This window comes from Pseudomonas sp. SWI44, assembly GCF_002947915.1.
Lineage (GTDB): Bacteria > Pseudomonadota > Gammaproteobacteria > Pseudomonadales > Pseudomonadaceae > Aquipseudomonas > Aquipseudomonas taiwanensis.
The window spans coordinates 4,405,961-4,424,436 of the sequence record NZ_CP026674.1 but is presented as its reverse complement, the minus strand read 5'-3'; the positions used below and the strand labels follow the sequence as shown (position 1 = coordinate 4,424,436).

18 protein-coding genes and 1 pseudogene are annotated in these 18,476 nt (G+C 61.3%); 2 read left to right on the top strand and 17 right to left on the bottom strand.

Translation table 11 applies throughout. The features are described from left to right. Positions 1-178 precede the first annotated feature (178 nt). From C4Q26_RS20665 to sdhC, 4 genes are read right to left on the bottom strand one after another with little or no spacing between them, the layout of a single operon-like run. Positions 179-883, bottom strand: a complete 705-nt coding sequence (locus C4Q26_RS20665) for a succinate dehydrogenase iron-sulfur subunit (protein WP_023381355.1) — start codon at positions 881-883, stop codon at positions 179-181. Between the two features lie 11 nt (positions 884-894). Beyond that, positions 895-2,667 (bottom strand): succinate dehydrogenase flavoprotein subunit, encoded by a 1,773-nt coding sequence (gene sdhA, locus C4Q26_RS20660; RefSeq protein ID WP_023381356.1) that lies wholly within the window; start codon positions 2,665-2,667, stop codon positions 895-897. Positions 2,668-2,670: 3 nt separating this feature from the next. Further along, positions 2,671-3,039 (bottom strand): succinate dehydrogenase, hydrophobic membrane anchor protein, encoded by a 369-nt coding sequence (sdhD, locus tag C4Q26_RS20655; protein ID WP_104883457.1) that lies wholly within the window; start codon positions 3,037-3,039, stop codon positions 2,671-2,673. Further along, complete coding sequence (sdhC, locus tag C4Q26_RS20650) at positions 3,033-3,419, bottom strand: succinate dehydrogenase, cytochrome b556 subunit (RefSeq protein WP_077068487.1); 387 nt, start codon at positions 3,417-3,419, stop codon at positions 3,033-3,035. The genes sdhD and sdhC overlap by 7 nt, the downstream gene beginning before the upstream one ends. A 352-nt stretch (positions 3,420-3,771) precedes the next feature. Here sdhC and gltA point away from each other — a divergent pair, with 352 nt between their 5' ends. Beyond that, a complete protein-coding gene (gene gltA / locus C4Q26_RS20645) occupies positions 3,772-5,061 on the top strand; it encodes a citrate synthase (RefSeq protein ID WP_023381359.1) in 1,290 nt (429 codons plus the stop codon). Positions 5,062-5,150: 89 nt separating this feature from the next. Here gltA and C4Q26_RS20640 read toward each other — a convergent pair whose 3' ends face one another. The 9 genes from C4Q26_RS20640 to C4Q26_RS20600 all read right to left on the bottom strand — a co-directional run bounded on the left by C4Q26_RS20640 (position 5,151) and on the right by C4Q26_RS20600 (position 12,180). Continuing rightward, complete coding sequence (locus tag C4Q26_RS20640; RefSeq protein WP_104883456.1) at positions 5,151-5,756, bottom strand: START domain-containing protein; 606 nt, start codon at positions 5,754-5,756, stop codon at positions 5,151-5,153. A gap of 33 nt (positions 5,757-5,789) precedes the next feature. Continuing rightward, on the bottom strand, positions 5,790-6,044 hold the full coding sequence (locus C4Q26_RS20635; protein ID WP_023381361.1) for a YkgJ family cysteine cluster protein: 255 nt from the start codon (positions 6,042-6,044) through the stop codon (positions 5,790-5,792). A gap of 132 nt (positions 6,045-6,176) precedes the next feature. Further along, on the bottom strand, positions 6,177-6,656 hold the full coding sequence (locus C4Q26_RS20630; RefSeq protein ID WP_104883455.1) for a hypothetical protein: 480 nt from the start codon (positions 6,654-6,656) through the stop codon (positions 6,177-6,179). 61 nt (positions 6,657-6,717) lie between these two features. Next, entirely contained in the window at positions 6,718-8,160 is a 1,443-nt protein-coding gene (locus tag C4Q26_RS20625) for a PLP-dependent aminotransferase family protein (RefSeq protein WP_023381363.1), read from the bottom strand. A 193-nt stretch (positions 8,161-8,353) separates the two neighbouring features. After that, positions 8,354-9,166 carry an OmpA family protein gene (locus tag C4Q26_RS20620; protein ID WP_023381364.1) on the bottom strand — a complete coding sequence of 271 codons (813 nt, stop codon included), beginning with the start codon at positions 9,164-9,166 and terminating at the stop codon, positions 8,354-8,356. Further along, positions 9,163-9,516: a DUF4398 domain-containing protein gene (locus tag C4Q26_RS20615; RefSeq protein ID WP_023381365.1), complete on the bottom strand. Its 354-nt coding sequence runs from the start codon at positions 9,514-9,516 to the stop codon at positions 9,163-9,165. Before C4Q26_RS20615 ends, C4Q26_RS20620 begins: the two co-directional genes overlap by 4 nt. 9 nt (positions 9,517-9,525) lie before the next feature. Further along, positions 9,526-10,347: an ABC transporter substrate-binding protein gene (locus tag C4Q26_RS20610; RefSeq protein WP_027908203.1), complete on the bottom strand. Its 822-nt coding sequence runs from the start codon at positions 10,345-10,347 to the stop codon at positions 9,526-9,528. 153 nt (positions 10,348-10,500) lie between these two features. Continuing rightward, complete coding sequence (locus C4Q26_RS20605) at positions 10,501-11,430, bottom strand: electron transfer flavoprotein subunit alpha/FixB family protein (protein WP_023381367.1); 930 nt, start codon at positions 11,428-11,430, stop codon at positions 10,501-10,503. Then, positions 11,431-12,180: an electron transfer flavoprotein subunit beta/FixA family protein gene (locus C4Q26_RS20600; RefSeq protein ID WP_023381368.1), complete on the bottom strand. Its 750-nt coding sequence runs from the start codon at positions 12,178-12,180 to the stop codon at positions 11,431-11,433. It abuts the gene before it with no gap. A 557-nt stretch (positions 12,181-12,737) separates the two neighbouring features. Here C4Q26_RS20600 and C4Q26_RS20595 point away from each other — a divergent pair. Then, positions 12,738-14,402 carry an electron transfer flavoprotein-ubiquinone oxidoreductase gene (locus tag C4Q26_RS20595; RefSeq protein WP_023381369.1) on the top strand — a complete coding sequence of 555 codons (1,665 nt, stop codon included), beginning with the start codon at positions 12,738-12,740 and terminating at the stop codon, positions 14,400-14,402. A 73-nt stretch (positions 14,403-14,475) separates the two neighbouring features. Here the strand turns inward: C4Q26_RS20595 and C4Q26_RS20590 are convergent, their stop codons facing one another. The 4 genes and pseudogenes from C4Q26_RS20590 to C4Q26_RS20575 all read right to left on the bottom strand — a co-directional run bounded on the left by C4Q26_RS20590 (position 14,476) and on the right by C4Q26_RS20575 (position 18,362). Further along, entirely contained in the window at positions 14,476-16,152 is a 1,677-nt protein-coding gene (locus C4Q26_RS20590; RefSeq protein WP_023381370.1) for a hypothetical protein, read from the bottom strand. Positions 16,153-16,277: 125 nt separating this feature from the next. Continuing rightward, positions 16,278-16,403 (bottom strand): annotated as a pseudogene (locus C4Q26_RS28430) (type II toxin-antitoxin system MqsA family antitoxin); the annotation flags it as partial. A 78-nt stretch (positions 16,404-16,481) separates the two neighbouring features. After that, positions 16,482-17,807, bottom strand: coding sequence for an MFS transporter (locus C4Q26_RS20580; RefSeq protein ID WP_023381371.1), 1,326 nt, complete (start codon positions 17,805-17,807; stop codon positions 16,482-16,484). Positions 17,808-17,876: 69 nt separating this feature from the next. Then, positions 17,877-18,362 (bottom strand): response regulator, encoded by a 486-nt coding sequence (locus tag C4Q26_RS20575; RefSeq protein WP_023381372.1) that lies wholly within the window; start codon positions 18,360-18,362, stop codon positions 17,877-17,879. Positions 18,363-18,476 lie beyond the last annotated feature (114 nt).

Genomic DNA, 18,476 nt, shown 5'->3' with positions numbered 1-18,476 from the left:
CAGCGACTGAACCACGCCACCTGGATCCTGCTGATTTTCCGGGTACCAGCCCGGAAGCCCCTGCTGGTCTCATATCTTCATAGGTAATGAGCGCGGGCTTTTTGAGCCCTTGCTCGGGTTTTACCTCAGTGCGGGCTCACCACCCGCACCTCGGCTTACTGCAGGTACAACGTTTGGATCAGGTGCCGCTTTGCAGCAGCATGTTACGTACGTGACCGATCGCCTTGGTTGGGTTCAGACCCTTCGGGCAAACGTTTACGCAGTTCATGATCCCGCGGCAGCGGAATACGCTGAACGGGTCATCCAGGGACGCCAGGCGCTCCTGAGTCTTGGTGTCACGGCTGTCAGCCAGGAAGCGATAGGCCTGCAGCAAAGCGGCGGGACCCAGGAACTTGTCCGGGTTCCACCAGAACGAAGGACAGGAGGTCGAGCAGCACGCGCACAGGATGCACTCGTACAGACCGTCCAGCTTGTCACGCTCTTCCGGCGACTGCAGACGCTCGATGGCCGGAGCCGGAGTATCGTTCTGCAGGAACGGCTTCACCTTCTCGTACTGCTTGTAGAAGATGCTCATATCGACGACCAGGTCACGGATAACCGGCAGACCTGGCAGCGGACGCAGAACCAGCTTGTTACCTTTTACGACAGAGGACAGCGGCGTGATGCACGCCAGGCCGTTCTTGCCGTTGATGTTCATGCCGTCGGAACCGCAAACGCCTTCACGGCAGGAGCGACGATAGGAGAAACCTTCGTCCTGCTCCTTGATCAGTGCCAGTACGTCCAGGACCATCAGATCCTTGCCACCGGTGTCGACCTGGAAGGTCTGCATCTTCGGTGCCGAATCGGTGTCCGGGTTGTAACGATAAACTTCAACTTGCAACATGGCGGCCACCCTTAGTAAGTCCGGACTTTTGGTTCGAAGGCCGGTACGGTCTTCGGCGCGAAGTTGACTGCACGCTTGGCAACGCGCTTCTCACCCGGGTAGTACAGGGTGTGGCACAGCCAGTTCTCGTCGTCACGGTCTTCGAAGTCTTCACGGGCGTGAGCGCCGCGGGACTCTTTACGGGCTTCGGCCGCGATGGCGGTAGCTTCAGCAACTTCCAGCAGGTTCTGCAGCTCCAGCGCTTCGATACGCGCGGTGTTGAAGGCCTGGGACTTGTCGTTGATCTTGACGTTGGCGATGCGGTCACGCAGACCAGCCAGCTGCTCGATACCCTTCTGCATGTATTCGCCAGTACGGAACACACCGAAGTAGTTCTGCATGCAGCTCTGCAGCTCGCGCTTGAGGCTGGCGACGTCTTCACCGGTGGTGCGCTCGTTCAGCTTGCTCAGGCGGTTCAGTGCAACATCGACGTCGGTGTCGCTGGCATCGCGGTACTCGACGCCTTCGGTCAGCGCCTTCTCCAGGTGCAGACCGGCAGCGCGGCCGAATACCACCAGGTCGAGCAGCGAGTTGCCGCCCAGACGGTTGGCACCGTGAACCGATACGCACGCCACTTCACCTACGGCGAACAGACCTGGGATGATCTGGTCGTTGCCTTCGGCATCCATGGTGATGGCCTGGCCGTGGATGTTGGTGGCGATGCCGCCCATCATGTAGTGGCAGGTCGGGATGACCGGTACCGGCGCGACCACAGGGTCGACGTGGGCGAAGGTCTTGGACAGTTCGCAGATACCTGGCAGGCGGCTGTGCAGCACCTCCTCGCCCAGGTGGTCCAGCTTCAGCAGTACGTGGTCCTTGTTCGGGCCCACGCCATTGCCGGCGATGATTTCCTTGACCATGGAACGGGCGACCACGTCGCGGCCAGCCAGGTCTTTGGCGTTCGGCGCATAACGCTCCATGAAGCGTTCGCCGTGGGCGTTGATCAGGTAACCACCCTCACCGCGGCAACCCTCGGTGACCAGTACACCGGCACCGGCGATGCCGGTCGGGTGGAACTGCCACATTTCGATGTCCTGCACCGGCACGCCAGCACGCAGAGCCATGCCCACGCCGTCACCGGTGTTGATCAGGGCATTGGTGGTGGAGGCATAGATACGGCCCGCACCGCCAGTGGCCAGTACGGTGGCCTTGGACTTGATGTACAGGGTTTCGCCGGTTTCGATGCAGATCGCGATCACACCCACGAACGCGCCGTCTTGGTTCTTCACCAGGTCAACGGCGTAGTATTCGTTGAGGAAGGTGGTACCGGCTTTCAGGTTGCCCTGGTACAGGGTGTGCAGCAGCGCGTGACCGGTACGGTCGGAAGCGGCGCAGGTACGGGCAGCCTGGCCACCCTTGCCGAAGTCCTTGGACTGGCCACCGAACGGACGCTGGTAGATACGGCCGGTTTCGGTACGCGAGAACGGCAGACCCATGTGGTCCAGCTCGAAGACCGCAGCCGGGCCTTCCTGACACATGTATTCGATAGCGTCCTGGTCACCGATGTAGTCGGAGCCCTTGACGGTATCGTACATGTGCCAGCGCCAGTCGTCGTTCGGGTCGGCCGAAGCGATCGCGCAGGTGATGCCACCCTGGGCGGAAACGGTGTGCGAACGGGTCGGGAACACCTTGGTGACCACGGCAGTCTTGTGACCGCCTTGCGCCAGCTGCAGCGCTGCGCGCATGCCGGCACCGCCGCCACCGATGATGATGGCGTCGAAGGAAATAGTAGGAATGCTAGCCATGGATCAGATACCCCAGAGAATCTGCACACCCCAGACGAAGTAAGCGAACATCGCAACGCCGCATACCGCCTGGAACAGGAAACGAATCGCAGTCGCCGACTTGCCGAACGACATCGGCGTCAGGTAGTCGGTGGCGATGGTCCACATGCCGACCCAGGCGTGAGCGCCCAGGGCAACGAGGGCCAGCAGACTGAAGATCCGCATCGCGTTGTTGGAGAACAGACCGTGCCACTGGGCATAGTACATGCCTGGGTGAACAACGATGTACCCGATCAGGAACAGGAAGTAAGCCGCGAGAACGACCGCCGAGACGCGCTGCGCCATCCAGTCATAGAGGCCCGAACGCGACAGGTTCGTGACATTGGTTACCATACCCAAACTCCCACCAGAACGATCACCACCACGGAGATGACAATCACGATTTTCGAGCCCAGCTTGCCGCCTTCCAGCGTCTCACCGATGCCCATGTCCATGATCAGGTGGCGTACGCCTGCCACCAGGTGATACAGCAGGGCGGACAGCAGGGCCCAGGTCACCAGTTTGGCCAGCGGGCTGGTCAGACACGCCTTCACCTCGCCGAAGCCTTCCTCCGAACCCAGCGACTTGCCCAATGCATAAAGCATGATGGCAAGGCCCAGGAACAGGATGACGCCGGAGATACGGTGCAGAATGGACGTGTACGCGGTGATTGGGAGCTTGATGGTCCTTAGGTCTAGGTTTACAGGTCGTTGGCTTTTCACGGCTTTTTTCACACTGAAGAGCCCCTAGCGAATCAGGGCAAAGTTGTTGGTAAGTGTACTGGTCAGGTACCCACCACCCAGGGAACGGCGACCCCCAGCAAATCAGGCTTGCAAGCCCTTGGCGGTCGGGTGCCGAGTATAGACAGTTAGGCTGCTTATGACAACGTGACGGGGTAGCCCAAATAGCGCATTGCCTTTAGCGAGCAAAAGGCGTAAATGGGCGAGAATTTCGAGAAAAATCAGGCCTCAGAGCCGCTTTCAACCAGCCTTTAGGCAAATTGACATTCGAATTTATCCCTCTATAGTGGTGCGGGCCCTGCGTGGGGGGTCTGTCTGATGATTTCAAGCATTAATAGGAGGCCACATGGCTGACAAAAAAGCGCAGTTGGTCATCGAGGGCGCTGCCCCCGTCGAGCTGCCCATTTTAACCGGCACCGTTGGTCCTGATGTAATCGACGTCCGCGGGTTGGGGGCCACTGGTCACTTCACCTTCGACCCTGGTTTCATGGCGACTGCCTCGTGCGAGTCGAAGATCACCTACATCGATGGCGACAAGGGCGTGCTGCTGCACCGCGGCTACCCGATCGAACAGCTCGCCGAGAAATCCGACTACCTGGAAACCTGCTACCTGCTGCTCAACGGCGAATTGCCCAACGCCGAGCAGAAGGCCCAGTTCGTCAGCACCGTCAAGAACCACACCATGGTTCACGAGCAGCTGAAGTCCTTCTTCAACGGCTTCCGTCGCGACGCTCACCCGATGGCAGTGATGTGCGGCGTGGTTGGCGCCCTGTCGGCGTTCTATCACGACTCGCTGGACATCAATAACCCGCAACACCGCGAAATTTCCGCGGTGCGCCTGGTCGCCAAGATGCCGACCCTGGCCGCGATGGTTTACAAGTACTCCATGGGCCAGCCCATGATGTACCCACGCAACGACCTGTCGTACGCAGAAAACTTCCTGCACATGATGTTCAACACCCCGTGCGAGATCAAACCGATCAGCCCGGTGCTGGCCAAGGCAATGGACCGGATCTTCATCCTCCACGCCGACCATGAGCAGAACGCTTCCACTTCCACCGTCCGCCTGGCCGGCTCTTCCGGCGCCAACCCGTTCGCCTGTATCGCCGCCGGCATTGCCGCGCTGTGGGGCCCGGCGCACGGCGGTGCCAACGAAGCCGTACTGACCATGCTCGATGAAATTGGCGATGTTTCGAACATCGACAAGTACATCGCCAAGGCCAAGGACAAGAACGATCCGTTCAAGCTGATGGGCTTCGGTCATCGCGTCTACAAGAACCGCGACCCGCGCGCCACCGTGATGAAGCAGACCTGCGACGAAGTGCTGAGCGAACTCGGCATCAAGAACGACCCGCAGCTGGAACTGGCCATGCGCCTGGAAGAGATCGCCCTGACCGATCCGTACTTCATCGAGCGCTCGCTGTACCCGAACGTCGACTTCTACTCGGGTATCATCCTGAAGGCGATCGGCATTCCGACCAGCATGTTCACCGTGATCTTCGCCCTGGCACGTACCGTTGGCTGGATCTCGCACTGGAAGGAAATGCTCTCCAGCCCGTACAAGATCGGCCGTCCACGCCAGCTGTACACCGGCCACGAGAAGCGCGACATCGTCGACCTGAAAGACCGCAAGTAAGCCCCCTGGCCGAACGCAAAAAGGCTGCCCTCGGGCAGCCTTTTTCATTGCAGATCCTGCGACCACCTCACAGAGGCGGCACCAAAGCCTCAGTGCTCCTCAGCCCGCTCGCGCAAGTTCTTCAGCGTATTGAACGGCGCCTCCACCACGAACTTGTTGGCCACCATTGCAGGCACACTACCACCGGGCTCAGTGTGCACCTGGTAGGTCACTTCTGTGCTGTCTCCCTTGGGCACCAGCTTCCAGAAGCCCTCGACCTTCGCCACCCGCACGAAGCCCTTCTCCTCGGGCACGTAGGTCGGCTCTCCCTCCAGTTTGCGCACCACACTGCCATCAGCCTCCTTGGCGGTGGTCACATGCAGCACCGAATCGCGCGGCGTCACCGGCCAGGGAGTATTGAACTGGGTGTAGGTCCAGATCTCGCCACCTTCCTGCTTGAGCAGCTTCTGCAACTTGCACTCATGCACCCAGGCACAGGCGCCTACCACATCTTCCTGCAGCGCCTGCACCTTGGCCAACGGCGCCTTGATCAGGGTCACGCCACGATAGGCCTTGTACTTGGAGCCTGCCACTTCGCTCAGGGACACCTTGATCCCCTCCTCGTCCTTGGCCACCTGCCAGTCTTCAGCCCAGGCAACCGGCGCCAACAGAACACTCACGCCACACAGCAGTGCAATACGCTTCAATGATCTCATCATGCTTATCCTTGTTGTCGAAGATCCCGCTTGTCACGCCGCCGTCATCTGCTCCAGCCAGCCCAGAATCCTGATCGCTTCGTCACGACTCTGCCCACACACCTCGGGTTCTGCCCGGAAGCCACCGCAAACTGCCGGACGCTCGGGCTTGCCGAACAGGTCGCAGAGATTTTCCGTGGTCAGGTGCAGGCAGCGCTCGCCTGCCGGCTTGCCTTCAGGCATGCGCGGCATCGGCGAACTGATGGATGGCGCGATGCAGCAGGCACCGCAACCCTCACGGCAATTCATGGCTATTCACCGACATCAGGACTCCCTGGAACAAAACGGGACGAACGTCCCTGGATAGTAACCGCTCAAACAGACGTTTGAAATTGCTGGCCGGATGAAATCTGCGATGACCCGGCAGTCAGTTACACGAAGCTACTGACGAAACTCGAAGTCGATCGCCGCCCCTTCTACATCGCGGCGGCTGTCGTTGCGCAACTGAAGCTGCATTTCGTTGTTGATCAGCCGACCATTGAGCTGGAAAGGGCTGTCATCGTCCTGGGGCTTCTCGCTGAACATTGCTGGCAGCAAAGGTTTGCGCCTGACCGGCGCCTTGCCGACATCCGGCTCGAGGTTCTTGACCATGTCGGCAGGCAAACTCAAGTCCAGCTTGGTCTCCGGCAGCGGCTGGCGAACCGCTTTGCTGATCGGTTTGTGAGCCGACCTGGCCTTGGACTTGGCCTGCGGTTCGCGCTTGACGGCAGGCTTGGCCGACTTGTTCGCCACCGGCTTGTGACTGACCTTGCCCTTCACCGCCGGCGCCTGACTTGCCGGCTGTGCAGCCTCGACCCCACCGACAGGCAGAAAAAGCGGCAGAACGCACAACGACAGGGCAAAGCAGCGCAACAGTTTCATGGATTCGACAGGCAGGCCGGAAAGGTGCGTATGCTCTCTGTTCCGCGAGCGCCTGACAAGCCTACAAAAGCGCGCTCGTCGTCTCCCTGCACAATTGCTGGGCCAACAACCCGAGCGTGATCACCGCCCGCTCGGCCTCCTTGTTCCACGGAATGCCGCAATTGAGCCGGATACAGTGGTTGAACTGCTCGGTATTACTGAAGATAAGGCCTGGCGCGATACTGATGCCCTGCTCCAGCGCTCGCACATGCAACTCCTGGGTATTGACCCGCCCCGGCAAGCTCACCCACAGAATGAAGCCGCCTGTCGGACGGGTCATCTGGGTGCCTTCGGGGAAGTGCTGCTGCACCGCCAGTTGGTAGGCACTGAGGTTCTTGCGATACTCCTGGCGGATATAGCGCAGGTGCCTGTCGTACCCGCCGTTTTCGAGGTAGGCCGCCACACCCATCTGGGTCACGCTGCAGGCCGAGTGCGTGGTGAAGGTTTGCAGGCGCTGGATCTCGTCCTGATAACGCCCCGCCACCATCCAGCCAACCCGCACACCCGGCGACAGCGTCTTGGAGAAACTCGAACAGTAGATGACCCGATCAAGCCTATCGAATGCCTTGAGCGCCTTGGTTCGCCCCTGCTCGAACATGAGTTCGCCATAGATGTCGTCTTCGACGATCTGGATATCGAAATCGGATGCCAGGCGCAGGAGCTGTTTCTGCCGCTCCTCGGGCACCGTTCCGCCCAAGGGATTGCTCAAGCGTGCGGTGAGCACCAAGGCCTTGATCGACCATTGGTTGGCCGCCAGTTGCAGCGCCTCGAGGCTGATGCCAGTCGAGGGGTCGCTGGGAATTTCGATGACCTTCAACCCCAGCAGGTCCGCCAGCTGCAACAGACCATAGTAGGTCGGCGACTCGGCCGCGATCAGGTCGCCAGGCCGCGTCAGTACCCGCAGCGACATCTGCAGCGCATCCACGCAACCATGGGTGACGATGATCTCGCGCGGGTCGACCAGCACACCGGCATCACGCATGCGAATGGCGATCTGCCGACGCAGCGGCTCGAACCCTGGGCTGAACATGTAGCTGAACGCCCGGGGACTGTGGAAGCGGGTGACCTTGGCGATCTGCTGATGCAGGGCCCGAACCGGCAGGTAGTCGACATGGGGCACCGCTGCCCCGAAGGGGAACACGCCATCACGACGCGCCTCGGTCAGCACCTGCTGGATGATACTGGCACGGGTAACCAGCCCCGGACGCTCGACCCGTGCAATGTCTGGGGTCTGCGCCGTCAGTGCGGGGGTCTGGTGGACATAGTAGCCCGACTGCGGCCGGGCACGAATCAGGCCCTGGTCTTCGAGATTGGCATAAGCCTGCAGCACCGTGGCGTGACTGACGTTGAGCTGGGCGCTCATCTTGCGCACGGACGGCACGCGCTCACCCGGTTGATAGACACCGCGACGGATGTCATCGGCCAGTTGCTGGGCGATACGCTGATACAGCAGCAGGTTGGTCATGGCGATATCTCGACGCTCGGACGGGCTCGTTGTTCTTATGCTGCAATCTGGCAGCAGAGCATACCGTAACAGTTGCCAAGTGTACTGGGACAGATTGCAGAATAGCCAACATTACTGCGGCGTGACAGTGCCCCTGATCGCCGGCAAGCCGCCCCCACATGAGGGTCGACGTGCCAGCGATCAGATCAAAGGGTCAACGGGCGGGTGCCAACTTGCCTTTGTCATCGGAGAACACGATCTCGACGCGGCGGTTCTGCGCCCTACCCCGCTCCGACGCGTTAGCCTCGATCGGATACTGGTCGCCGTAGCCCAGCACTTCGAGGCGCTTCTCGTCGATGCCCAGATCGACCAGCATGTCGGCCACCGCCTGGGCACGATCGCGTGACAGCTTGAGATTGTCTTCAGGCGCTCCGGTGCTGTCGGTGTAACCTTCGATGCGCACCACGCGCCGCGGGTTCAGCTGCAGGAACTGGACCAGCTTGAGCACCGTGCGGCTGGCGGAGTTCTTCAGGTCGGCACGGCCGGTATCGAACAGCACGTCGCCCAACGTCATCACCAGGCCACGGTCGGCCTGCTCGGACGCCATTGCGGCAATCTGCGCCTCGACCCACTTGCCCTGCTGCTGAACGCTGGCGAGCTTGGCTTCGCGCAGGGCCAACTGAAGGCGCTGACGCTCCAGGTCGAGCTTGGCGATGCGCTCCTGGTTCAGTGCAAGCTTGGTGTGCTCGCGGGCGATTTCGCTATAGCGCTGGCTCAGGTAAGCGTAGTGACGCACATCGGCACCGGTGCCGATGTAGCTGGACAGCCGTTCGGCGCGGGCCAACGATTCACCGGCTCGGATCACGTCACGCGGTGCACTGCGCAGTACGTCGGAGTCATCCTTGACCTTCTGGAATGCCGAACTGGCTTCATCCAGCGCAACCTCGCTGCGATGGCTGGCACAACCTTGCAAGCCAGCAGACAACGCCAGCACCATCAGGACGGACACGGGCTTGAGGCGCATCATGGCTGCACCTCCAACTGCTTGCGCAGGCGCTTGACGCGCGACTGCAAGCGTTCGAGTTGCTCATCGCTTTTCTGGTTCAGCACCCGCGCCTCGGCCAAACGCGCATCCAGCTCGGATTGTTCGGCGCGCATGCGTGCATCGCGATAATCCTCGGTCAGCATGTTGGTCTTGGCGCGAGCCAACTTGTCTTCGGCCATCTTGAACTCTGGCACCTGCTCGGTAGCGCCAACGGCCTTGGCCTGCTCCAGCGCTTGCTCGGACAGACGCATCTGCTCATTGGGCGCCGGATCGTTGGCGCAGCCGGCCAAGCCAAGCATGGCCAGGGCAAGGATCAGTGGTTGGGTTCTCACGCAATCTTCCTACTGTTTGGGGGCATCCAGCGGCGCCTGCATCTGTACCTTCCAGCGCTCGACATTACGCTGTAGCACGGCCTCGGACGCACCGGAGATCGGCAATTCTGTCAGTTTTTTCGCTAATTGCCCACGCAGCCACGCGTCATTGCAGGCCGAGTTGTGAGACACGGCCAGATACAGTCCCGGGCGGTCCACCGGCAGCCCGCGTGCGATCAGGTCATTGCTCATGCCCAGGCTCTGGGCCATGGCCATTCCCGCGTAGCGACCCGCCAGCACATAGTCCACCTGCCCCAGCACCAACTTCTGGAATGCCTGGGTCAGGTTCTGCGCGGGCAGCAGCTTCAGTTGCGCCTTGGCGAAGGCTTCGAAGGCCGGCGTAAGCCGCGCCCGCTCCGACAGACCACCCTGGTACTGGGCAAGGTCGGCCGGGCCGTCAAACACCAGGCTGGCATCATGGCGGGTCCAGACCAGGTACTCATTGAGCTGCAAAGGGGGGTGGATGTAGTCGAGCGCTGTCAGCTGGCCGACCTGCATCGGCGTGTCGAGCAACAGGTCCATCCGGCCACTGCGCACCTCCTCCAGAGCCTGGTCGCGCTTGCCGGCATACAGCACCTCGAGTTTCACGCCGAGTTCGCTGGCCACCTGGCGCAACAGGTCGACGTTGGCACCGATCAGGTGTTCAGGGTCCTTTGGGTCCTGCCAGGAATACGGCGGCGCATCAGGGCTGCCGGTCGCCACCAGGCGCTCGCACTTGCCTGCCGCCATCGCCATCGGCGACAGCATCGCAACCATGCATGCCAGTATCGCGCGCGCTCCGCGAAGCCTCATCCTCTCTCCTTGCCTTGTTCTTGAGGGCCCACTTGCCCGCACCACCGGCACGCGCCTCCTGCAGGCGCCGGCCGGCGATAAGCCCGCAACGGGCATGAAAAAGCCCGACCCCCTCAACGAGGGCCGGGCTTCTTTATAAGTGAAGCAGCCGGATCAGACCAGCTTTTCCAGCTCTGGTACCGCTTCGAACAGGTCAGCGACCAGGCCGTAGTCGGCCACCTGGAAGATCGGCGCTTCTTCGTCCTTGTTGATCGCAACGATCACCTTGGAGTCTTTCATACCGGCCAGGTGCTGGATGGCACCGGAGATACCGACGGCGATGTACAGCTGCGGCGCGACGATCTTGCCGGTCTGGCCGACCTGCATATCGTTCGGCACGAAGCCTGCGTCGACCGCGGCGCGCGAAGCACCGACAGCGGCGCCAAGCTTGTCGGCCAGGGCGTACAGGTGCTTGAAGTTGTCACCGTTGCCCATGCCACGGCCGCCGGATACGACGATCTTGGCAGCGGTCAGCTCTGGACGATCGGACTTGGCCAGCTCTTCGCCGACGAAGGCCGAGATACCGGCATTGTGAGCAGCCCCCACCGCCTCAACGGCAGCCGAGCCGCCTTCGGCGGCGACGGCGTCGAAGCCGGTGGTACGCACGGTGATGACTTTTACAGCAGCACTCGATTGCACGGTGGCAATGGCGTTACCGGCGTAGATCGGACGCTTGAAGGTGTCGGCGGACTCGACCGAGATGATCTCGGAGATCTGGTCGACGTCCAGCAGCGCGGCAACGCGCGGCAGGATGTTCTTGCCGTTGGTGGTGGCAGGGGCCAGCACGTGGCTATAGCCTTTGGCCAGCTCGACGATCAGCGGCGCGACGTTCTCCGGCAGGACGTGGGCGTAGGCTGCGTTGTCAGCAACCAGCACCTTGGCCACGCCAGCGATCTTGGCGGCGGACTCGGCAACGCCACCGACATTCTGGCCAGCGACCAGTACGTGGATATCGCCACCGATCTTGGCGGCTGCGGCGACAGTGTTCAGGGTGGCCGGGGCTACGGCACCGTTTTCGTATTCAGCGACAACCAGGATAGTCATTTAGATTACCTTCGCTTCGTTCTTCAGCTTCTCGACCAGTTCGGCCACCGATTTGACCTTGATACCCGCGCTGCGGGCAGCAGGCGCTTCGACCTTCAGGGTCTTGTTGGTGGAGGCGATGGAGACGCCCAGCGCGTCTGGAGTAACGGTCTCCAGCGGCTTCTTCTTAGCCTTCATGATGTTCGGCAGCGACGCGTAACGTGGCTCGTTCAGGCGCAGGTCGGTGGTGACGATCGCCGGCAGGTTCAACGCGACGGTCTGCAGGCCGCCGTCGATTTCGCGGGTGACGTTCAGCTTGTCGCCAGCCACTTCCACCTTGGAGGCGAAGGTGCCCTGCGCGAAACCGGTCAGCGCGGCCAGCATCTGGCCGGTCTGATTGTTGTCACTGTCGATGGCCTGTTTGCCGAGAATGACCAGCTGTGGCTGCTCTTTGTCGACAACGGCTTTCAGTGCCTTGGCCACGGCCAAGGAGTTCAGTTCGTCAGCTGCTTCGACCAGGATGGCACGGTCGGCACCCAGGGCCAGGGCGGTACGCAGTTGCTCCTGAGCAGTGCTCGGGCCGACGGAGACGACGACGATCTCGCTCGCAACGCCCTTTTCTTTCAGGCGCACGGCTTCTTCCACGGCGATTTCGCAGAAGGGGTTCATGGACATCTTGACGTTTGCAAGGTCGACGCCGGAGTTGTCCGCTTTGACGCGAACCTTGACGTTGTAGTCGACCACTCGTTTGACAGCTACAAGAACCTTCATGGATTCCTCGTTACTCTCCGGTGAATAGAATGTCGCCTGGGGCTTGCCCGGCGATTGCGCGTGGGTACAAGGGCACCTCTAAAAACGTTCCGGCTCGAGCGAACTTCACAGTGACCAATCAGTCCTGTTCAGACTGTTTCGGCAAAACCCGCGGGTCATTTTCTGTCGTGGCGTGTAGACTCCACTACAAAACGGGTTTCGGCCCGAAAACCTTGCTCTACGCCTGGCCTTTAGGGGTGCACCTGCGCCCGACGGTCAGCCTACGGCGAGCGTAAAACCGCTCGTATCTTGACCGTAACACCCAATCCGGTCAATACGGCAAATCGGCCACCCTCAAGCCGCGTTCCTGTGATTTTACTGGCCTGCGGCAAATTCAAACAAACGTTTGTATTGGACCCGCCAAGTGGTGTAGATATAATGCGCGGCCAAGACAAAACGGTGTAGTTCGTCATTCACGCGGCTACAGGGCTACAGACACCTGAACAGCCTCCCGTGACCACCCCCGCACCCAATAAGACAAAGCAACAGCACGAGCCTTGATGAGTAGGAGAGTACCAGTGGAACGCGAATACATGGAATTCGACGTGGTCATCGTCGGCGCCGGCCCGGCGGGCCTGTCCGCCGCCTGCCGCCTGAAGCAGAAGGCCGCCGAAGCCGGTAGCGAGATCAGCGTCTGCGTGGTCGAGAAAGGCTCCGAAGTCGGCGCCCACATCCTCTCCGGCGCGGTCTTCGAACCCCGCGCCCTGAACGAGCTGTTCCCCGACTGGAAAGCACTCGGCGCGCCACTGAACACCGAAGTGAAGCGTGACGATATCTATGTGCTCAAGGATGCCGGCAGCTCGACCAAGGTCCCTGACCTGTTCGTGCCTAAAACCATGCACAACCAGGGCAACTACATCATCTCCCTGGGCAACCTGTGCCGCTGGCTGGCCCAGCAGGCAGAGAACCTGGGCGTGGAAATCTACCCAGGCTTCGCCGCACAGGAAGCGCTGTTCGACGAAAACGGTGTGGTACGCGGCATCATCACTGGCGACCTGGGCGTCGACCGCGAAGGCAACCCCAAGGACGGCCTGTACACCCCAGGCATGGAACTGCGCGCCAAGTACACCCTGTTCGCCGAAGGTTGCCGCGGCCATATCGGCAAGCAGCTGATCAAGCGCTTCGACCTGGACAGCGAGTCCGACGTGCAGCATTACGGCATCGGCTTGAAGGAAATCTGGGAAATCGACCCCGCCAAGCACGAGCAGGGCCTGGTGGTGCACACCGCCGGCTGGCCGCTGGACGTGATGAGCAAGGACAACACCGGCGGCTCGTTCCTCTATCACCTGGAAAACAACCAGGTGGTGGTCGGCCTGATCGTCGACCTGTCCTACGCCAACCCGTACCTCTCGCCGTTCGATGAGTTCCAGCGCCTGAAGCATCACCCGGTGATGAGCCAATACCTCGAAGGCGGCAAACGCATCAGCTACGGCGCCCGCGCCATCTGCAAAGGCGGCTTCAACTCGCTGCCCAAGATGGTGTTCAACGGTGGCGCGCTGATCGGCTGCGACCTGGGCACCCTGAACTTCGCCAAGATCAAGGGCAGCCACACCGCCATGAAGTCGGGCATGCTCGCTGCCGAGGCAGTTGCCGACGCACTGATCGCCGGCAGTGAAGGCGGTGACCAGCTCAACGGTTATGTCAGCGCCTTCAAAGCCAGCTGGCTCTACGAAGAGCTGTTCGCCAGCCGCAACTTCGGCCCGGCCATGCACAAGTTCGGGCCGATCCTGGGCGCGGCGTTCAACTATGTCGATCAGAACTGGTTCGGCGGCAAGCTGCCGTTCACCCTGCACGACACCAAGCCGGACTACGCCTGCCTCAAGCTCGCCGCCGATTCGCAGAAGATCGACTATCCGAAACCCGACGGCAAGCTCAGCTTCGACAAGCTCAGCTCGGTATTCCTCTCCAGCACCAACCATGAAGAGGAGCAACCTTGCCACCTGAAGCTGACCGATCCGAACGTACCGATCGCCAACAACCTGCCACTGTACGACGAACCGGCGCAGCGCTACTGCCCGGCCGGCGTATACGAAGTGGTCACCCAGGAAGACGGCAACAAGCGCTTCCAGATCAACGCGCAGAACTGCGTGCACTGCAAGACCTGCGACATCAAGGACCCGGCCCAGAACATCACTTGGGTCACGCCTGAAGGCGCTGGCGGGCCGAACTACCCGAACATGTAAGCCCTGCCCCCGAGGCAGGAAAAAGCCCCCTGGCCGCGTGGCCCGGGGGCTTTTTCGTTGTGCCCGGAGGCAATCATTCCGCCTGCTTGCCGCTGTGGAACGCGACCGTCGTCCGCGTGGTATCCAGCCCCAATTGGGCAAGTCGCTCGCGCACATGGGCGAGGCATGCACCGCCATCCGGCACATAGTGCCCCGACGCATCGTTGATCATTCCCAGGATATCGTGGACCGCCACGCCCGCCCCCATGCGGACGATCGTCATTTCACCCGCGCATACCACGGGGGCGCCCATACCCAGCTGGCTGTGAGTGATGTAATGAGCCCGCGGTGCCGCCTTGTCCCAGCGCTTTACGATAATGCTCCCCTGTGGCGTGTACACCCAGGTGTAGGAGTCGTTTGCCGTGTTGGGCTCAAGATAAACAGGACGCTGGCCGACCAGCTCGAACCCCAGCACCCTACCGTCCTGCTCACCGATCAACTGGCAAACTCCTTCGATGTTCGAGACGTCGTAGCTGCGCCAGTACAGCCAGTCGCTCAGCAGGGGTCGCCAAGTGACCGGGTACGTACGCCCGGTAAAATCCAGCGGTGTCTCCTTGCCCTTCAAGCGCCAGTCCAACCAGTTCACGACGCCCTTCCAACTCGCCCCTCTCGCCGGCAGCAGCCAAGGGCTTTCGGCAACCAGTAGCCGGTTGGACAGTTCATCGTTGACCACCAGATCCAGAGATTGCATGCGCCACGCAGGCCCGTACCCTTCGCCGCTCACTTGGTACAGCTCGACACTGTGGAGCTCATCGGCAACCAGCTGACGCCCCGCGAACATGCTCGACAGATCGACATCGACCTGAAGCAATGAGCCACGATCGAAGTTGCGTGCCAGCAATTGCCGGTGCGCGCTGCCGTTGACGGAAAAATACACAGCATCACTGGTCCCGGACCTCAAGTCATTGGAGACCTGCACATGAATGGCCAGCGTGCTGATACGCAACGCGCTGCCCCTGTTACGCCTCGTCTGCCCCGGCATTTGCACCTGCCATAGCCCCTCTGGTGACTCTGCCACGTGTGCCTGAAGCCATACATCGCCATTGCCGGGGTCGGCGCACAAAGCGCGTTTCTCTTCGCCATAGAACAACACGCCTCGGGCGGACAAGTGCCAGCGGTCTCCGTCCTGCGCGGCAGGTTTGCAGCGCACGCCCAGGCCCAGTACCTGTTGGGTGGCAACATGGGTCAGCTCGCCATCCTGATACATCCACTGCATCGCCAGCGGATCGGGCAAGGCGGCAACGCGAACCCCTGACTCGTCCGCCATCAGAAAATCGCGCCCATTGCGCAGACAGAAAGGAATGCCAACCGGCATTCCTTCCAGTGAGGTCTCACGGCCTACTCTGCCATCGAGTCCGTCGAGCAGAAGATGCGAGATCTCGACCTTGCGCGCTTTCTCATCGACCAGCACCCAGGCAACACCGCTTGGCGCCGCTTGAATGTCCATGACATGCCGAAAATGAGGCAACGGATGCGCGCCGGTCAGTTGCTCCCCGTCACCGTAGACAACCAGCCAGGCAGCGTCGTGATGCTCGTTGTCGTCGAACACGCAGCCAAGGCTGTTGTTGCCCCAGGTGATTACGGGCGTAACGGCTTGCTCGAAGTCGCCATCAGGCCCCGGGGCATCATGGTGCGTTCCTGAAAAGAGCATGGTCGCCGGAATGGGCGGCAGCTGACGGCGCGTCAGCCATTTCACATGAAATCCGTACATGGCGCCTGTTTCCTGAAATGTGGATGCGGGAGCAATCTACATTCATGAACAGTTGCCTTCTGTGCGCCTTGTAGCCTTGATTTGCGTGAACCGTTGGCACCGGCTGTAGGCTGTTGCAGGCCGACTCAGGGTGTCCTTATCTCTTCGAACAATTCTGGGTGACGATCGAGCAGTTTGAATAGCTCGATGAGTGCAACCGGTGGCCGCATCTTGCCATTTTCCCAACGGGAAAATGCGTTCACCCGCCACCCGAGACCTCGTGTGCAGTCATCGCTGAACACATCAGGAATGACCGTGGATTCTGCCTCGATGCCCCTGCTCCTCTAGGCTCATTTGTCAGCGCACATGACCGGCATAGGCTCGACGGCGAACGCCAAGGGCTCGCGACGCCCGAAATACAACGCGGTGAGCAATCCGACGGTGCCCATGATCAGACAAAAGCCGACACACACCCACGGGCTCCACGGCATCAGCGCGATCAATGCCAGCGGCGTGGTACTGGCCCACAGGGCATAGGCGACGTTATAGGTGAAGGAAATACCCGACACGCGGATCTGCGCCGGGAATAATCCGACCATGATCGACGGCACCACCCCCACCACGCCACAGCAAAGCCCTGCCAGCGCATAGGCGGCCCACACCGCGCCCCACTGCCCCACCAGGCTTGCGTACAGCACGCCGACACCCAATGGCAGCAACAGGCTGTAGACCATCAGCGCACGCCAGCCACCCAACCGGTCGACCAACAGCCCCGCCATCACGCAGCCTATATTGAGAAAGACGATGCCCACGCTGCTCAAGGCGAAGGTATGCCCGGCACTCATGCCGAAACGCTGCTGCATCACGGTCGGGGTGATCACCACCAGCACCACCACCGCCGAGGTCAGCACGCAGGTCAGCAATGCCGCCGGGATCAGCGCACGGCTATGCTCTGCCAGCACCCGTCGCAGCGGGAAGGCCACTGGCTGCTCCTGGCGCTCGCGCAGGGCCAGAAACACCGGGGTTTCACTCAGCCAGCGACGCAGCCACACGCCGATCACACCGAACACGCCACCCAGCAGGAACGGATAACGCCAGGCGTAATCGAGGATTTCCTGCGCGGTGAAGACCTGCGCCAGCAAGGTTGCGGTCAAGGCACCCAGCAGGTAGCCAAAGGTCAGCCCGGCCTGCAGGAAGCCCAGTGCATATCCCCGTCGCCCTGGCGGGGCGTGCTCGGCGACGAAAGTCCAGGCACTGGGCACCTCGCCTCCCACCGCGGCCCCCTGCAGGATGCGCAGCGCCAGCAGAATGAGTGGGGCGGCGTAGCCGATGTCGGCGTAGGTCGGCATCACACCGATCAACAGGCACGGCAGGGCCATCATCAGGATGCTCAGGCTGAACACCCGCTTGCGGCCCAGATGGTCGGCAAAATGCGCCATGAGAATCCCACCCAGCGGGCGGGCCAGGTAACCGGTCACGAAGATCCCGAAGCTTTGCAGCAAGCGCAGCCATTGCGGCATTTCCGGTGGGAAGAACAGCTGGCTCAGGGTCAGCGCGAAGAACACGAAGATGATGAAATCGTAGATCTCCAGGGCGCCGCCCAGTGCCGCCAGACCCAGGGTCCGGTGGTCGCTGCGGCTGAACCGGGGCGCAGGAGCGGTGTGGTTGGCAGTCATGGCAGGGGTCCGCAAATCGGCAAAGGGCAAGAGGATAGCAAATGCTTACCCTTGGGTACCCCTTCAGGTTCAATGGGTCCGGCTGAATACGGTCGACGGGAAATGCTGGCGAGCGCGCGGAAACGCCAGATGGCTGGCGACGCTCGAAGGCAGGCCAAGCTTGCCGACCAACACTGGCGCATCGATGATCGCCATGAAAGAACCCAGCGCTTCGTCGTCCGGCACCTGGGGCAGGCTGATGCTGACCGCCTGGCGCTCGGCCGGCGGCACGTCTGGAACCGTCACAGACTGTGAGTGATAGAGCAAGGCGTGCTGAATCTGTGCGTTGACCCGGCAAAAGCGCTCAAGGTCGACCCCGCAGTGACTACCCAACTCGATATTGCCGACCAACAGGTTGAAAGGTTGCAGCGCGCACTGCACCAGGCGCTGCAGCTCTTCGAAGCTTTGCACCGGCGCGATCCGGAAATAGCCCAGGCCATTGAGCAGTCGCTCAAGGTGCAAGCGCTGGCTGGGGTGCTCGTCGGCGATAAGGATGCGCATCGTTTTGTTGGGCATCATCGGACCTGGGCAGTTAGCTAGTTAAGGGAAACTCCCTGACCAAACTGCGCCGACGAGGCAACTGCCGAAACCATGAATTCGGCAGGGTCTTCATTGATAGTTGTCGGGAAC

Excerpts from the sequence above, each read along its gene's own strand:
- C4Q26_RS20665 (WP_023381355.1), bottom strand. The coding sequence starts at position 883 with ATGTTGCAAGTTGAAGTTTATCGTTACAACCCGGACACCGATTCGGCA.
- sdhA (WP_023381356.1), bottom strand. The coding sequence starts at position 2,667 with ATGGCTAGCATTCCTACTATTTCCTTCGACGCCATCATCATCGGTGGC.
- sdhD (WP_104883457.1), bottom strand. The coding sequence starts at position 3,039 with ATGGTAACCAATGTCACGAACCTGTCGCGTTCGGGCCTCTATGACTGG.
- gltA (WP_023381359.1), top strand. The coding sequence starts at position 3,772 with ATGGCTGACAAAAAAGCGCAGTTGGTCATCGAGGGCGCTGCCCCCGTC.
- C4Q26_RS20640 (WP_104883456.1), bottom strand. The coding sequence starts at position 5,756 with ATGAGATCATTGAAGCGTATTGCACTGCTGTGTGGCGTGAGTGTTCTG.
- C4Q26_RS20635 (WP_023381361.1), bottom strand. The coding sequence starts at position 6,044 with ATGAATTGCCGTGAGGGTTGCGGTGCCTGCTGCATCGCGCCATCCATC.
- C4Q26_RS20630 (WP_104883455.1), bottom strand. The coding sequence starts at position 6,656 with ATGAAACTGTTGCGCTGCTTTGCCCTGTCGTTGTGCGTTCTGCCGCTT.
- C4Q26_RS20625 (WP_023381363.1), bottom strand. The coding sequence starts at position 8,160 with ATGACCAACCTGCTGCTGTATCAGCGTATCGCCCAGCAACTGGCCGAT.
- C4Q26_RS20620 (WP_023381364.1), bottom strand. The coding sequence starts at position 9,166 with ATGATGCGCCTCAAGCCCGTGTCCGTCCTGATGGTGCTGGCGTTGTCT.
- C4Q26_RS20610 (WP_027908203.1), bottom strand. The coding sequence starts at position 10,347 with ATGAGGCTTCGCGGAGCGCGCGCGATACTGGCATGCATGGTTGCGATG.
- C4Q26_RS20605 (WP_023381367.1), bottom strand. The coding sequence starts at position 11,430 with ATGACTATCCTGGTTGTCGCTGAATACGAAAACGGTGCCGTAGCCCCG.
- C4Q26_RS20600 (WP_023381368.1), bottom strand. The coding sequence starts at position 12,180 with ATGAAGGTTCTTGTAGCTGTCAAACGAGTGGTCGACTACAACGTCAAG.
- C4Q26_RS20590 (WP_023381370.1), bottom strand. The coding sequence starts at position 16,152 with ATGTACGGATTTCATGTGAAATGGCTGACGCGCCGTCAGCTGCCGCCC.
- C4Q26_RS20580 (WP_023381371.1), bottom strand. The coding sequence starts at position 17,807 with ATGACTGCCAACCACACCGCTCCTGCGCCCCGGTTCAGCCGCAGCGAC.
- C4Q26_RS20575 (WP_023381372.1), bottom strand. The coding sequence starts at position 18,362 with ATGCCCAACAAAACGATGCGCATCCTTATCGCCGACGAGCACCCCAGC.